The 14,214-nt window shown below is 72.2% G+C and carries 15 protein-coding genes; all 15 read right to left on the bottom strand.

The window, feature by feature from the left end:
* Positions 1-9 precede the first annotated feature (9 nt).
* The 15 genes from PVK74_RS09200 to PVK74_RS09130 all read right to left on the bottom strand — a co-directional run bounded on the left by PVK74_RS09200 (position 10) and on the right by PVK74_RS09130 (position 14,195).
* Positions 10-999: an EamA family transporter gene (locus tag PVK74_RS09200; protein WP_069088405.1), complete on the bottom strand. Its 990-nt coding sequence runs from the start codon at positions 997-999 to the stop codon at positions 10-12.
* Positions 986-1,450, bottom strand: a complete 465-nt coding sequence (locus PVK74_RS09195) for an Ohr family peroxiredoxin (protein ID WP_274478810.1) — start codon at positions 1,448-1,450, stop codon at positions 986-988. Before PVK74_RS09195 ends, PVK74_RS09200 begins: the two co-directional genes overlap by 14 nt.
* Complete coding sequence (locus PVK74_RS09190) at positions 1,447-2,274, bottom strand: alpha/beta fold hydrolase (protein WP_064445582.1); 828 nt, start codon at positions 2,272-2,274, stop codon at positions 1,447-1,449. The genes PVK74_RS09195 and PVK74_RS09190 overlap by 4 nt, the downstream gene beginning before the upstream one ends.
* Positions 2,271-3,635, bottom strand: coding sequence for a M20/M25/M40 family metallo-hydrolase (locus tag PVK74_RS09185; protein ID WP_274478809.1), 1,365 nt, complete (start codon positions 3,633-3,635; stop codon positions 2,271-2,273). The genes PVK74_RS09190 and PVK74_RS09185 overlap by 4 nt, the downstream gene beginning before the upstream one ends.
* A 34-nt stretch (positions 3,636-3,669) precedes the next feature.
* The gene (locus tag PVK74_RS09180) at positions 3,670-4,416 is read right to left on the bottom strand and encodes an SDR family NAD(P)-dependent oxidoreductase (protein ID WP_043323206.1); all 747 of its coding nucleotides are present in this window, start codon (positions 4,414-4,416) and stop codon (positions 3,670-3,672) included.
* Positions 4,417-4,516: 100 nt separating this feature from the next.
* On the bottom strand, positions 4,517-5,368 hold the full coding sequence (locus tag PVK74_RS09175) for an ABC transporter permease (RefSeq protein WP_043323208.1): 852 nt from the start codon (positions 5,366-5,368) through the stop codon (positions 4,517-4,519).
* A gap of 12 nt (positions 5,369-5,380) precedes the next feature.
* Positions 5,381-6,160, bottom strand: coding sequence for an ABC transporter ATP-binding protein (locus tag PVK74_RS09170; RefSeq protein WP_043330007.1), 780 nt, complete (start codon positions 6,158-6,160; stop codon positions 5,381-5,383).
* A 75-nt stretch (positions 6,161-6,235) separates the two neighbouring features.
* Positions 6,236-7,345 (bottom strand): ABC transporter substrate-binding protein, encoded by a 1,110-nt coding sequence (locus PVK74_RS09165; protein ID WP_043323209.1) that lies wholly within the window; start codon positions 7,343-7,345, stop codon positions 6,236-6,238.
* Between the two features lie 128 nt (positions 7,346-7,473).
* Positions 7,474-7,860 carry a nuclear transport factor 2-like protein gene (locus PVK74_RS09160; protein WP_043323211.1) on the bottom strand — a complete coding sequence of 129 codons (387 nt, stop codon included), beginning with the start codon at positions 7,858-7,860 and terminating at the stop codon, positions 7,474-7,476.
* The gene (locus tag PVK74_RS09155) at positions 7,860-8,171 is read right to left on the bottom strand and encodes a hypothetical protein (RefSeq protein WP_064445583.1); all 312 of its coding nucleotides are present in this window, start codon (positions 8,169-8,171) and stop codon (positions 7,860-7,862) included. Before PVK74_RS09155 ends, PVK74_RS09160 begins: the two co-directional genes overlap by 1 nt.
* Positions 8,171-9,247, bottom strand: coding sequence for a class I SAM-dependent methyltransferase (locus PVK74_RS09150; protein ID WP_043323216.1), 1,077 nt, complete (start codon positions 9,245-9,247; stop codon positions 8,171-8,173). Before PVK74_RS09150 ends, PVK74_RS09155 begins: the two co-directional genes overlap by 1 nt.
* Positions 9,248-9,310: 63 nt before the next feature.
* Entirely contained in the window at positions 9,311-11,338 is a 2,028-nt protein-coding gene (locus PVK74_RS09145; protein WP_274478807.1) for an oxidoreductase, read from the bottom strand.
* Positions 11,339-11,699: 361 nt separating this feature from the next.
* On the bottom strand, positions 11,700-12,284 hold the full coding sequence (locus PVK74_RS09140; RefSeq protein WP_043323222.1) for a TetR/AcrR family transcriptional regulator: 585 nt from the start codon (positions 12,282-12,284) through the stop codon (positions 11,700-11,702).
* A 58-nt stretch (positions 12,285-12,342) separates the two neighbouring features.
* A complete protein-coding gene (locus PVK74_RS09135) occupies positions 12,343-13,068 on the bottom strand; it encodes an ABC transporter ATP-binding protein (RefSeq protein WP_069088408.1) in 726 nt (241 codons plus the stop codon).
* On the bottom strand, positions 13,065-14,195 hold the full coding sequence (locus PVK74_RS09130) for an ABC transporter permease (RefSeq protein ID WP_166456226.1): 1,131 nt from the start codon (positions 14,193-14,195) through the stop codon (positions 13,065-13,067). Before PVK74_RS09130 ends, PVK74_RS09135 begins: the two co-directional genes overlap by 4 nt.
* Between the last annotated feature and the right edge of the window lie 19 nt (positions 14,196-14,214).

Raw genomic sequence — 14,214 nt, 5'->3', positions numbered from 1 at the left:
CGCCGGGCCTCAGGCGGGCGCGACCGGAGTCTTCCCGGGCGGCAGGCCGTCCGGCTGCCGGGGTCGCTCCCGCGCGATCACCAGTGCCACCGAGGCGAGCACCACGGCGCCGGCGAGCACCTGACGTCCGGACAACGACTCATCCAGCACCATCATGCCGAGCAGGACCGCCACCACCGGGTTGACGTACGCGTAGGTGGACGCGAGCTGGATCGGCGCGTTGCGCAGCAGCCACGTGTAGACGCTGAAGCCGACCACCGTGGACACGAGCATCAGGTAGGTCCACGCCAGCCAGGACCGGCCCGTCACGTCGGCCAGGCGGAACCCGCTCAGCTCACCGCTGACCACGCTGGCCACCGCCACCGCGAGACCGCCCACGAGCATCTGCCAGCCGGTGCCGACCAGGTGGTCGGCCGGCATGCGCAGCCGCTGCGACAGCGTCGAGCCCAGCGCCCACACCATCGTGGAGAGCACCACCAGCAGCATCCCGCCGAGGTGCCACCCCTGTGTCGGCACCGCGAACAGCAGCGCCAGCCCGACCACACCGCCGAGTACGCCCACGGCTGCCAGCGGGGACGGCCGCGGACCGACCACCAGCCGCAGCACCAGCACCCACAGCGGCATCCCGGCCACCAGCAGCGAGGTCAGACCCGTCGGCACGTACAGCTGGCCCAGCGCCAGCAGCGCGCTGCCGGCGCCGACCATCAGCAGCCCGCTGGCACCCACCCCGGTCCACTGCCGCCGGGGCAGCAGCAGCCCCGCCGGTCCCCGCCACAGCGCCGCCACCGCGAACAGCAGCAGCGCCGCGGCCAGGAACCGGGCCGAGGTGGCCACCAGCGGCGGAATGCTGTCCAGGGCCACCCGGTTGCCCAGGTAGGTCGAGCCCCAGATCAGGTAGACCGCGCCGAGCCCGACGGCCAGGGCCATCGGGCCGGCGGGCCGCGGCGGATCCGCCGGGTGGCGGGCCGCCGCGGGCCGGGTCAGATCAGCGGTGTCCATTTGCCCGGATCGCCACCGCGGTGTTGCCCCGGAGGGCGTTCGAGTACGGACACATCCGGTCGGCCAGCTCCACCGCGCGCTCCAGGTCGGCCTGCGGGCACTGCGGCGCGGACACGTCCAGCACCACGGCGATCGCGTACCGGCCGTCGTCGGTCTGCCCGAGGGAGACCGAGGCGGTGACAGTCGTCGGGCCGGGCTTGACGCCGGCCTGGCGGGCGGCGACGGCGAGCGCGCTGTCGAAGCACGCGGCGTAGCCGGCGGCGAACAGCTCCTCCGGGTCGGTGCCGGGCGCGTCCGGGCCCCGCTGGGCGGGACGGGTCAGGTCGACCCGCAGCGACCCGGTCAGCGACCGGGCGCTTCCGCCCCGGCCGCCGGACACCTCCACCTTCGCGGTGTAGACGGTGTTCGCCGGTACGACCTTCGCCTCGGACGCCGGGGTGCCGACGTTCATGCCGGCACCTCCGTTCCCAGGTCCGCGTGCACCTGCGCGGCGACCGCGTCGGCGAACGCCTCCGGCTGCTCATCGGCCACGAAGTCGGTGCCGCCGGGGATGGTGACCAGCTCGGCGCTGGGCAGCGCGGCCCGCACCTGCGGCGTCATCCGGTCCAGCAGGTCGTCGGCGCCGTGCAGCAGCACGATGGGCAGCGCGTCCAGGGCGGCCGTGTCGACGTGGTGGTCGAACACCGCCCGGTACGCGGTGGCGTAGTCCGGACCGGTCAGCAGGTACTCGGTGACCTGGCGGTTCGCCTCCTCCGGGGTCAGCGCCGGGTACAGGCCGTACACCCGGTCCCAGATCACCTTCAGGTGCCCGCCGTCGCGGTCCGGGGAGTAGCCGGGCGCGTACGACCGCTTCTTCTCCGCCCGCTCCTGCTCGTCGTAGAGCGGGATGCCCTGCAGGATCAGCCGGTGCACCCGCTCCGGCGCCGACATCATCGCCTGCGCGCCGACGATCGCGCCGGTGTGCTGCCCGAGCAGGTGCACCTTGGACAGCCCGAGGGCGTCGGCGAACTGCCACACGCCGGCCGCGTACTCGGGGATGGACCACGGGCGCGGCGGGGCGTCGGACATCCCGAAGCCCGGCGTGTCCGGGGCGATCACCCGCAGGCCGCGGCGGGCCAGCGGCTCGATGACCGCGTCGTAGGTGGCCGAGGAGAGCGGGGACTGGTGCAGGATCAGCAGCACCGGGGCGTCGGCGTCGCCGCCGTGCCGGTAGTGCACCTGACCCCACGGCACGTCGACGTAGGCGCGGCGGGCCACGCCGCGGGCCCGGGTCACTCGGCCACCGCCAGCGCCGCCATGACCTCGATGACGTGCTTGATGCCGGCCTTGTAGTCGTCCAGCCGGATGTTCTCGTTCGGGCCGTCCACACCGGAGTCCGCGCGGGAGACGCCGACGCCGACGATGGGCCGGTCGGCGATCACGCCCTGGTTGCCGATCCACTGCGTGTACGGCTCGATCACCGGCTCGGTCCCGTACACCCGGCGGGCCGCGTCCGCGACGAGCGCGACGAACGGGTCCCGGTGGTCGGTGAGGTTGGGCCGGCTGGTCGCCATCACCTCGATGCGCAGGTCACCGAAGCCGGTCGCGGCCAGGTGGTCGCGCACGCACCCGAGGACGCGCTCCGGGTCCTGGCCCGGCACCAGCCGGATCTCCAGCTTCGCCGACGCCGTCGACGGGATGCCCAGCGTCACGTCGTCACGCATGTCGCCACCGGCGATGCCGGCCACGGTCAGCGTCGGCACGGTCCGGATGGCCACCGCCGCGGCCTGGTCGTCCAGGTCGCCGGTGAACCGCTCGACCTGGGCCCGCTTGCGCAGGAAGTCCCCGTCGAACGCCACCTTCTCCAGCAGCGCCCGCTCCTCGTCCGTCGGCAGCCGTGCGTCGTCGGCGAAGCCGGGGATCGTCACGGTGCCGTCGGGCCGCTGCAGCTGCGCCAGGGCGGCGGCCAGGCGCGCCGTGGCGGCCGGCAGCAGCGCGGTGTTCTGGCTGGTCAGGTCACGCGGCAGGGTCTGCGCGGTGAGGCGCAGGTAGAGCACGCCCTTCTCGGCCAGCTTGAGCAGCAGCCGGTCCTCGCCGTCGAGCCAGGAGTTCTCCCACAGCGCCGCGTCGCTGGCGAGCCGGTCGGCGTGCGCCTGCACGAACGAGCCCAGACCCGGGCTGTGCAGCCACTTCTTGCCCTCGAAGATGATCCGGTTGGTCACCGGCGGGGTGAGCCCGGCGAGCTTCCAGGCCGCCGCCGCGTGGATGCGGGACATGATGACGCCCTTGTCGTCGGCCACGCCCCGGGCGTAGAGCCGGCCGTCGTGGATCTCCGCCGCGTAGGGCGGGCTGATCCAGTCGGCGTCGTCACCGGCCGGCTCGACCTCCACGTCGTAGTGCGTGAAGTGCAGCAGCGCCTTGTCGCCCTCGCCGGCCACCTCGGCCAGCACGTACGGGTACGACTGCTCCCACGGGATGATCTCGGCCTCGCCGCCCCAGCGGCGGACCGATCCGGCGATGAACTCGGCGGTGGCCTCCATCTGCTCCGGCTCCTGGCGGCGGCTGCGGATGCGGCACAGCTGCTGGAGCTCCTCGACGAACTCGTCGAAGTGGGCGTCGACGGCCGCCAGCGCGGCCGCGGTATCCGGTTTGGGCATGGTGGTCCTCACAGAAGGGGTCGGAGAGGGGAAGTCAGTGGATGGTGACGCCGCCGTCGACGAAGATCGTCTGGCCGGTGGTCATGGCGGCGGCGTCGCTCAGCAGGTAGGCGACCGCGTTGGCGACGTCCTGCGGCTGCGCCATCCGGCCCAGCGGGATGCTCGCCATCTTGTCCGCGAGGTACGCCTCGTCGCCACGTACGTCGGAGGTCATGTCGGTGGGCACGATGGTCGGTCCGACCGCGTTGACCCGGATCCGGTCGGGCGCCCACTCCAGGGCCAGCACACGCGCCATGTGCATCACGCCGGCCTTGCTCACGCAGTAGCCGAGCGTGTTCAGCACCGCGATGTGCCCGTTCGTGGAGCCGATGTTCACCACCGCGCCGCTCGTCTGCCGCAGCGCCGGGTACGCGGCCTGGCACATCCGGAACGTGCCGGTGAGGTTGACGTCCAGGACGTCGGTGAAGTCCTGCTCGGACATCGTGGCCGCCGGCCCGCGCCGGACGATCCCGGCGTTGTTCACCAGCAGGTCCAGGCGGCCGTGGGAGTCCAGGACCTCGTCCACCAGCGCGGCGCAGGAGCCGGCCGACCGGACGTCGACCCGGTGCCGGGTGTGCGCGCCGCCGGACAGCTCGGCCTCGCTCCAGTCGTCGAGCAGGTCGGCCTGGGCCACGGTGGCCCCGCGCTGCGCGAGCGTCGCCGCGATGCGGGCCCCGATGCCGCGGGCCGCCCCGGTCACCACTGCCACCCGGCCGTCGAACCGGTTCGGGTCGGTGTTCATGTCGCGTGTCCTGCCTTTCCGGTCCGGCCACCGGCCGGGCGGGCGTTGCGCACGCCCGACCGGTGCCCCCAACACGTGACGGCGGTCCCGTCCACTGCCGTCACGCGCCGATCACCTTCGTGTCCTCGGCCCAGAAGGCCAGCCGCTTCTGCAGCAGCCGGATCACGAAGTGCGCCACCAGACCCATCAGCGACAGCACCACCAGCACGGCGAACATGCCGGCGATGTCGAAGTTGTAGTTGGTCTGCAGCAGCAGGTAGCCCAGGCCCTCCTTGGCGCCGATGAACTCGCCGACGACCGCGCCGAGGATGGCGAAGACGATGCCGATGTCCAGGCCGGCGAAGATGAACGGCAGCGCGCTGGGCAGCCGCACCATCCGGAAGATCTGCGCCTTGCTCGCGCCGAACACCGTCAGCATCTGGATCTTGTCGGCGTCGGCCGCGCGCAGACCCTCGATGACGTTCACCAGCATCGGGAAGAACGAGATCACCGCGGCCATGACCACCTTGCTGGTCAGGCCGAAACCGAACCAGACCACGAACAGCGGGGCCAGGGCGACCTTGGGCACGGTCTGGAAGGCCACGATGTACGGCATCAGCGTGGCTTCGACGATCTTGATCTGGGAGATGAACGTGCCGAGCACCAGGGCGGCGCCGACGCCGATCACGAACCCGAGCAGCGCCTCCTGCGTGGTCACCCAGAAGTGACCCCAGAACTGGTCGTCGCCGAGCTGCTGCCACAGCGACTCGACCACGCTCGACGGCAGCGGCAGGACGTACTCGTCCACGCCGAGGAGCTGGACGCCGTACTCCCAGGCCAGCACGACCACGACGAAGACCGTCGGGACCAGCCAGAGCTGGGGCTTCTCCCGCAGGTCGAACTTGCGCCGGGCGGGCCGGGCGGACGGCGCCGGTGGCTGGGCCGGCTTGCGGACCAGGTTGCTTGTTGCCATGGCTGTCCCTCGTCAGTCGATTACGCCGGCGGCGTTGAAGTGTCGGCGGATCCGTTCCACATAGACCCCGGCCCGGTCGGACGACATGATGCCGAGCTCACGCGGCCGTTCCAGGTCGATGTCCATGACCTCGGCGATCCGGCCCGGCCGCGGGCTGAGCACCACCACCCGGTCGGAGAGGAAGACCGCCTCCGGGATGGAGTGCGTGACCAGCACGATCGTCTGGTTGCTCTCCTGCCAGATCCGCAGCAGCTCCACGTTCATGTACTCGCGGGTCATCGCGTCGAGCGCGCCGAACGGCTCGTCCATCAGCAGCACCGCCGGGTCGTGCACGAGCGCCCGGCAGATGCCGGCCCGCTGCTGCATACCGCCGCTGAGCTCGTGCGGGTACTTCTGCTCGAAGCCGTTGAGACCGACCATCTCGAGCAGTTGCTGCGCGCGTTCCCGGTGCCGGCGGGGATCCAGTCGCTGGATCTCCGCCGGCACCATCACGTTGTCGAAGATGGTGCGCCAGGGCAGCAGCGTCGGTGCCTGGAACACCATCCCGACCTCGGGAAGGGGCTTCGTCACGTCCCGCCCGGCGATCCGTACCGCGCCGCCGGTCTTCGGGCTGAGCCCGGCGAGGATCTTCAGCAAAGTGGTCTTGCCGCACCCGGACGGTCCCACGACCGAGATGAACTCGCCGCGACGTACCGTCAGGTTGATGTCGCTCAACGCCAGGGTCGGTGCCGACTTCCGGGGCCGGTACTCCTTGTCCAGCCCGTCGATCTCGATCCAGGAGTCTTCCGACACCGATGCCGGAGCCTGCGTCTGCGCCCGGCGGGCCGTCGCCTTGATGGCCATCGAAATCCCTTCCGCTGTCCGCTGCTAGGCGGTGTAGTTCGCGGCCTTGCTGAGCACCGCGGCCTTGTCGAAGTTGTTCGCGCCGGAGAGCAGGCTCGGGTCCCAGAGCTTCTTCAGGTCGACGTCACCGGAGATCTGGCCGGCCTCCTTGGTGTACGCCTGGGTCTTCGCCCACTCGTCGTCGCTGATCGCGCCCCAGTCACCGAACTGCTCCGGCTCGCCGCTGGCCGGCGTGGCCGTCTTCAGCCACGCGGCGAGGCTCTCGGTGTCCGCCTTGAGCCGCTCGTCGGCGGACTTGCCGGCGAGGATCTGCGGGAAGACCTTGTAGCCGATCTTCATGGCGGCCTCGGGGTTCTTGGCCGAGAAGAGCATCGCCTTGTACGCCGCGCGCAGGAACCGCTCGTACGAGTCCTTCTTGGCGTCGAAGTCACGGGCGCCGACGCTGAAGGTGAGCGACCGGATGCCGGTGAACACGTCCGGGTTGGTCAGGTACTTCAGCTGGGTGCCGGCGTTCTCGATGACCGCGTACGCCTGGGTGTAGAGCGCCAGCATGTCGACCTTGCCGTCGTTGAGCGCGGCGGCGGCCTGCGCGCCGACGCCCACCGGCAGCAGCTCGACGTCCTTGGCCGGGTCCAGCCCGGCGGCCTTGACGTAGGCGCGGGCGTACGGGGCCGAGCCGGAGGCAAGGCTGATCACGCCGATCTTCTTGCCGCGCAGGTCCGCGCCGCCGGTGATCGGGGAGTCCGGCTTCACCGCCATCACCCACGGCCAGTTCTGCACCAGGCCGCCGATTGCCTTGATCGGCACGTTCTTCTCCACCGCGCCGAGCGCCGAGCCGGCGTCGGCCGGGGTGATGTCGCCGCTGCCGGAGGCGACCGCCTGGAGGGCGGCGACCGAGCCGTCGGCGTTGATCGTCTCGACGGTCAGCTTCTCCTCGGCGAAGTAGCCGAGTTCCTTGGCGACCGCGTAGACGGCCACCTCCTCCTTCGGGCCGATCACGGCCGAGGCGATGGCCATGGTCAGCTTCGCCTCCTTGCCCTCGCCGCCGGCCTCGTCGTCGGAGCCGCCGCCGCAGGCGGAGAGAACCAGCGTGGCGGCCAGCGCCGCCGGGAGCAGTGCCCACTTCCGTTTCATATGCACACACCTCGTCGTGAGTCGGGGGAGACCGCCTCCGCCGCCGTGGCGGCGGAGGCGGGGTATCAGGCGTCGCGGCGCGACGCGACAGTTGCCGTCAGGCGTCGCGCGGCGACGCCCCAGTGCCCTCAGGCGTCGCGCAGCGACGCGACCAGTGCCAGGTCGTTGTAGACGTGCTGCTCGACGATCAGCGCGCCGTCGAGCACGAACACGTCCGCGTAGCGGATGTCCTCGAACGGCGTGCCGTCGAGCCACTCCCCGTACAGCCGCCCGAGCGAGGTCACGGTGACCCGCCCGTTGTCGTCACCCACCAGGTAGCGGTCCCGGTGCTTGCGCACCCACCGGTAGGTCCCGGTCGAGGCGGCCGCCATCTCCCGCAGCGAGGAGTACTCCCGGCCGCCCGGGAAGACCAGCCGGGCCTGCGGCGCGAGGAACGCGCCGGCCTCGTCGAGCCGGCGGTCCTCACACAGCTGCAGGTAGCTGTCGATCAGCCCGGGCGCGTCCGGTGCGCTCATCAGCCGGTCTTCTCGCTCAGCGCCGCCTCCCACTGGTCCCGCAGCGGGTGCTCCGCGGGGCCGTGCTCGGTGAGGATGCGCATCAGGCGGGCCAGCAGCGCGTCCCGCTCGCGGTCGAGGACCTGCTGCTCCTCCTCGGTGGAGGCGAACCCGTCGACGGCGCCCTCGGTCAGCACGCCGGAACGGGTCAGCAGCGCCTCGACCACACGTACCCGCTGCCGGGTCACGTGCAGCTCGGTGGAGAGCTGCAGCACCAGGTCGAGCAGCTTGCCGACCTTGGGGTCTCCGAAGTAGTCGAACTCGGTGCTCATCACGCCTCCGGCTTGGTCGCGGCCAGTACGGCCCAGGGGAAGTGCCACTCGGGACGGTCGCCCCAGCCCTGCGGCTGGACGCCGTTGCGGCGCTCGTCGAACGGGGTCCACGACACGTCGGTCAGGCCCGCCTCGGCGCAGACCTCGATCAGGTCCGAGCCGAACAGGTCGTGGAAGAACGGCTCGTTGTTGCGCTCGGCGTGCTCGTAGACGGTGGCGTCGCGCAGCGGGTCGCCGGTGAGCATGAACTCCAGGAAGCGCAGCGAGCCGCCCGGCTTGAGCAGGCGCGCCGCCTCCACGATCGTTTCCCGGATCGCGGTGGCCGGCATCTCGTGCAGCACCATCGTGCCGGTGACCACGTCGCAGCTGCCCGACTCGATGCCGGTGGCCCGGCCGTCGGCCTGCCGGTAGTCGATCGCCAGTCCGGTCGCCTCGGCCTCGGCGTGGGCCAGCCGCAGACCCGGCGCGGCCAGGTCCACGCCGATCACCTGCGCGGACGGGTACTTCGCGGGCAGCGGCCGGGTGCTCTTGCCGAAGCCGCATCCGATGTCCACGATCCGGGTCGCCGCGGGCAGCTCGGGCAGGGCGGTCTTGGCGAACAGCGTGTGGAACTTGTAGCCGTCGTTGTCGCGCAGCATGACGATGCGCGCCCCGAACTCGTACACGTAGGCCGACATGTCGTCGGAGAAGAAGCTGCCGGGCTGGATGTGGATGTCGTAGTCGGTGTACCAGTCGGGCAGTTCCAGGTCGGGGTTCAGCTCCAGCGAGCCCTTCGGCTGCTCGGGCACCGACGTCAGCTGGTCGGTCAGCTCCTCGCGGCGGCTGAGCACCGCGTCGCCGGCGACCTTCCACAGCATCTTCTGCTGCACCCGCTCCAGGTGGCTGAACCACGGGTAGAGCGGAAGGCCGCGCAGCACCTGGCTCGCGTCGCCGACCGTGGTGGCCGCCGCGCCGGTGGCGCCGTACTCCTCGCGCAGCGCCGGGTAGACGGTGTCCGCCCAGCGCTTGCGCAGGCCGAGGACGAAGTCCACGGCGGAACGCTCATCCAGGGTGAGGCGCTCCTCGATGTCCAGCATGCGTGTCTCCTCTTCAGGTGGGGGAGGACCGGTCCGCGGCGGGCCGCGACCGGGATGGACGGGTCAGTGGGCGTACCGCACGCGATCTGCGGACGCGGTGTCGTAGCGGCCGAGGAACGCACCCGCCATGCGTCCCTCGTAGACGGCCTCGAAGGCCGTGCGGGGGGCGTTCGCGTCGCCGACGACGTGGATCCGGGGACCGTCGGGCAGCGCGTCGAGCTGCCGGTACAACTCGTCGGCGGCCTGCGGCGAGCCGGCGTCGACGACGATGGTGACGCCCTCGACGAGGGTGTCGGCGCCGGCGAGCGGACCGCCCAGGGCGACCGCGTCGGCGCCCGCCGGGCGCGCCGTGCGCATCGGGTGCACCGCGATCCCCAGGTCCGCGAAGCGCTTGAGCAGCGCCAGCCGCGAGTACGTGGTGATCTTGGCGCTCACCGAGGCGGTGGGGGAGACCAGGTGGACGCGGGCGCCGCGCCGGGCCAGCCCTTCGGCCACCGAGGCGGCGGCCCAGGTGCCCTCGTCGTCGAGCACGACGACGGCGCCGGTCGGCCGGAAGTCGGGGTCGCTCAGCGCGTCGACGGCCTGCCAGATGTCGATCACCGGCGGGCCGCCGGGCAGCTCCCGCCGGGTGGGCCGGGAGCCGGTGGCCAGGACGACGTCCTGGTAGCCGCCGGCCAGCACGTCCTCGACGCCGATGCGGTGGTCGAGGCGTACCGGGATGCCGGCGGCCTCGACGTCGCGGGCCAGGTCGCGGGTGAGCAGGCCGAGCCGCTCCCGTCCGGGTACGCGCGCGGCCAGTTCCACCTGCCCGCCGAGGTGCCCGCGCGCCTCGACCACCGACACCTGGTGCCCGGCCCGGTGGGCGGAGAGGGCGGCCTCCAGGCCGGCCGGGCCGCCACCGACGACGAGGACCTTGCGCGCGCCGGACGGTCCGGGCAGCTCCGGCCAGGCCTGCGCCCATTCCCGCTCGGCGCCGACCTCCGGGTTGACCACGCAGGAGATCGGCAGGCTGGTCTCCAGCCGGCCGATGCAGCCCTGGTTGCAGGCGAGGCAGGCGCGTACCTCGTGCTGGCGGCCCTGCTCGGCCTTGCGGACCAGGTGCGGGTCGGCGATGTGCGGGCGGGCCAGGCCGACCAGGTCGGCCTCGCCGGCGGCGACGAGCTCGGCGGCCTCCGGCAGGCTGTCCAGCCGGCACACCGCGAGCACCGGCAGGTCCGGGAACTCCTGCTTGAACAGCGCCGCGTGGTGCCGGAACGGGGCGTGGCCGAAGCTCATGTCCGCCATCTGCGTCGCGAGCGACCAGCTGCCGTGGTAGGCGGAGTGGCTGACGTGCACGTAGGCGAGCGGGAAGTCGGCGCGCAGCTTGCCGACGATCTCCAGCACCGCGGCCGGGTCGAGACCGCCGGGCAGGAACTCGTCGGCGCTGACCCGCAGTCCGACGGGCAGGTCCGGCGCGGCGGCCAGCACCGCGGTGAGCACCTCACGGGTCAGCCGCATCCGGTTGTCGAGGCTGCCGCCGTAGGAGTCGGCGCGGGTGTTGGTGTGCGGCGAGAGGAACTGCTGCAGCAAATGGCCGTGGCCGGCGTGCACCTCCAGGCCGTCGAAGCCGGCATCACGCATCCGCCGGGCGGCGGCGGCGAACGCCTCGACGACGACGGCGATGTCCCGGCGTCCCATCGCGTGCGGCACGTGTGAGCCGGCCGCCCACGGCACCGGTGACGAGGACCAGGCGGCGGTGCGGGTCGCGTCCCCGTTCGCCTGCCGGCCGGCGTGCATGATCTGGGCGAAGATGCGCGCGCCGTGCTCGTGCACGGCCTCGGTCACCGCCGCGTACGCCGGGATCGACGAGTCGTCGAAGCTGCCGAGGCTGATGCTGCGGCCCGCGCTCGTGGGGTGCACGCGGATCGCCTCGGTGATGATCAGGCCGACGCCGCCCCGGGCGCGCTCCGCGTGGTAGGCCACGTGGCGCCCGGTGGGCACGTTGTTCAGTCCGAAGTTGGTGGTGTGACCGGGGACGAAGACCCGGTTCCGCAGTGTGAGACGACCGAGCCGGGTGGGGGAGAGAAGAGCGAGAAGCTTGTCGTCAGGCATGCCTCGGACTTCCTGTTTCGGGCCGCGCTCGGCATGGCCGAGAGCGTTCGGTTGAACCGTACGCCGTTCGATTGAGTGGAACGGTAGGGGTGACGCCGGTCTCCGTCAACAGGCTACTGATCGGTAACTTACCGAACCGTACTGCCTCTGACCTGCTGTTCCACTAGGCGGAACGCAAGCGGGCAAGGTTCGTCGATTCGTGGCTCGATCGTTCGGGCGGCCACGGGAGATGACAGTGCCGCCGCCCGGCGACCGCCCGGCGGTCCGTTTCGATCGTTCGGTCGGCCGGGTCGGCACTGTCCGGTTCGGAGGGACGCTCGCCGCGAGGCGGCCGGGTGGGACGTGCCGGCGGTGGCGGGGGTCAGGCAGCGGCGGGGCGCACGTACGGCGTGAGCAGCTCGCGGGCGAGGCCGGTGGCCGAGGGAAGGTCGAGGCCGTTCTCGATCATGCGGCTGAGGGCGTAGACGATCGACTGGATGACCTCGGCCATCCGGTTCGGGTCGCTCGCCCCGTGGTCGGCGAGAGCGGCGCGCAGCGGCGCCTCGAGGCTGTCGTGCAGGAGGCGGCTGGAGGTCGCGAGCACCTCGCTGTTGCCGACTGTCGCCATCGCCCGGGCCAGCGCGTGGTCGCCCCGGGCAACCAGTTGCAGGTTGGCCTCGACGTACGCCAGGATCCGCGACCCGGGCGTGCGGGCCTCGGCCATCCGGTTCTCGACGAAGGCCGACCACCGCGGAAAGGTGTCGGCGACGAGCACGTCGAACATGTCGGTGCGTGACTTGAAGTAGGAGTACGCGCTGGACCGGGCCAGGCCGGCGTGCCGCGCCACGTCGGCGAGGCTGGGGATCTGGTCCGGGTGTTGCGAGAGCAGGGCGCGGGCGGCGTCGAGCAGCGCCGCCCGCTGGGCGGCCCGGTGCTCGGCGACGGTTGAGGCCTGGATCTTCGGCACGCCAACCTCCAAGTCTCCGGTGCGCGCACCGGGTCCGCGTCGCGCCCTGCCGTCGCGGTCAGCTGCTCGTGGCGAGCTTGCCGTCGATCATCTCGTAGACGGTGTCACAGTACTGCAGCACGTCGTGATCGTGAGTGACCATGACCACCGCCACCGACCGCTCCCGTGCCTCCTGGGCGAGCAGCTGGACGATGTCGTGGCTGCGGGCCCGGTCCAGCGCCGCTGTCGGTTCGTCCACCAGCAGCACGGACGGCTGTGTCATCAGCGCCCGGGCGATGCCGACGCGCTGGCGCTCGCCGCCGGAGAGCTGGTGCGGCCGGCGGTCGGCCTTACCGGCCAGGCCGACGTGCGCGAGCATCTCCAGCGGGTCGCGTCCGGCGCGGTCCCGCCGCCCGCCCAGTCGCAGCGGCAGGCGCAGCTGGTCGGCGGCGGTCAGCGCGGGCAGCAGGTTGCCCGACTGGAACACGAACCCGACGTGCCGGCGGCGAAGCTCGGTGCGCGCCCGGCGGCTGGACACGGTCATGTCGTGGCCGGCCACTGTGACGGCGCCCTGATCGGGGCGGGCCAGCCCGCCGGCGACGGCGAGCAGGCTGGACTTGCCCGCGCCGGACGGCCCGACGATCGCGGCCAGCTCGCCCGGCGCGACGGTCAGGTCCACGTTGTCGAGCGCGTGCACGGTCTCCGCGCCGTCGCCGTGCCGCAGGTGGACGCCGCGCATGACCAGGCCGAGGTCGGCCGGCGCGGTGCCCGTCGTCGAGGGGGACGCTGTGGTCCGGCTGCTCATCGGTTGCCTCCCAGGGCGGTCGCCGGGTCGATGGAGGTGAGGCGGACGACGGCGGCTGCCGCGCCGACCAGGCCGAGCACGAGCAGTCCGGCCGCGGCGGCGGCGATGCTCTGCGGGTGCAGCGCGAACGGCACGTTGCCGCCGGAGATCAGCGCGCCGAGGCCGAGTCCGATCCCCATGCCGACGGCGATGGCGAGGGCCAGCAGGATCAGCGCCTGGGTGAGGGCGTCGCGCAGCACCCAGCCGGTCGAGGCGCCCAGCGCCCGCAGCACGGCGACCTCCTGCTTGCGCTGGATCGCCCAGACCGCGAAGAACGCGCCGGCCACGAGCGCCGAGATCGCGTAGAGGAAGCCCTGGATCAGCTGGAGCGTCGTCGTCTCGGCGGTGTAGCCCGGCGAGGCGCCGTAGGACTCCTCCAGCGTCAGGCTCTCCGTGCCGGCGGCCTTGTCGCCCGCGGCCAGGTCCACCGAGTCGCCGTCGGCCGCGCGGACCGCGACGGCGGTGATCTCCTGGGTGGCCTGCGCCGACACCTGCGTGCCGGCCGGCGTGCCGGACTTGACCGCCTGCCAGGTGGCCAGCGGCACGTACGCCACGTCGACGTGGCCGAAGGTGTCCTGCTGCTCGGTGACGCCGACGACCCGCAGCTTCGTGCCGAGCCGGTCCACCGTCACGGTGTCGCCGACGCGCAGGCCCGCGTCGATCGCGGTGGGGCTCACCACGATCCCGTCCGCCGGGCCGAGCCGGTCGCCCTCGCTGACCGCGGGCGACAGGAACGAGTCGGTCTCGACGCCGAACAGCGCCAGGTCGACCTCGGTGCCCCGGTCGGTACGCCCGTTGATGAGCGTGTTGCCGAACGGGGTCGCCTCCGCCACCCCGGGCTGCTCGCGCCAGGTGTCCACCGTCGAGGCGTCCACCACGCTGCGCGAGAACGCCGAGTCGTGCTGCACGCCGTGGGCGAACGCGAACGAGGTGACCGGAAGGTTCTGCAGCCCGGAGACGCCGTCGCGGACCAGTCCGACGGACAGGCCGGACAGCATCACCATCAGCACCGAGATCAGCACGATCACGGCTCCCATCAGGGCGAATCGCAGCCGCGCGAACCCCAGCTCACGAATGGCCAGGAACATCAGCCGCCACCTCTCATGT

Source organism: Micromonospora chalcea, assembly GCF_028768405.1.
Lineage (GTDB): Bacteria > Actinomycetota > Actinomycetes > Mycobacteriales > Micromonosporaceae > Micromonospora > Micromonospora chalcea.
This window is presented reverse-complemented; position numbering and strand designations above follow the sequence as displayed.

Coding starts and splice junctions, on each gene's coding strand:
- PVK74_RS09195 (WP_274478810.1), bottom strand. CDS start 1,450: ATGAACGTCGGCACCCCGGCGTCCGAGGCGAAGGTCGTACCGGCGAAC.
- PVK74_RS09175 (WP_043323208.1), bottom strand. CDS start 5,368: ATGGCAACAAGCAACCTGGTCCGCAAGCCGGCCCAGCCACCGGCGCCG.
- PVK74_RS09165 (WP_043323209.1), bottom strand. CDS start 7,345: ATGAAACGGAAGTGGGCACTGCTCCCGGCGGCGCTGGCCGCCACGCTG.
- PVK74_RS09155 (WP_064445583.1), bottom strand. CDS start 8,171: ATGAGCACCGAGTTCGACTACTTCGGAGACCCCAAGGTCGGCAAGCTG.
- PVK74_RS09180 (WP_043323206.1), bottom strand. CDS start 4,416: ATGAACACCGACCCGAACCGGTTCGACGGCCGGGTGGCAGTGGTGACC.
- PVK74_RS09200 (WP_069088405.1), bottom strand. CDS start 999: ATGGACACCGCTGATCTGACCCGGCCCGCGGCGGCCCGCCACCCGGCG.
- PVK74_RS09160 (WP_043323211.1), bottom strand. CDS start 7,860: ATGAGCGCACCGGACGCGCCCGGGCTGATCGACAGCTACCTGCAGCTG.
- PVK74_RS09135 (WP_069088408.1), bottom strand. CDS start 13,068: ATGAGCAGCCGGACCACAGCGTCCCCCTCGACGACGGGCACCGCGCCG.
- PVK74_RS09145 (WP_274478807.1), bottom strand. CDS start 11,338: ATGCCTGACGACAAGCTTCTCGCTCTTCTCTCCCCCACCCGGCTCGGT.
- PVK74_RS09185 (WP_274478809.1), bottom strand. CDS start 3,635: ATGCCCAAACCGGATACCGCGGCCGCGCTGGCGGCCGTCGACGCCCAC.
- PVK74_RS09150 (WP_043323216.1), bottom strand. CDS start 9,247: ATGCTGGACATCGAGGAGCGCCTCACCCTGGATGAGCGTTCCGCCGTG.
- PVK74_RS09130 (WP_166456226.1), bottom strand. CDS start 14,195: ATGTTCCTGGCCATTCGTGAGCTGGGGTTCGCGCGGCTGCGATTCGCC.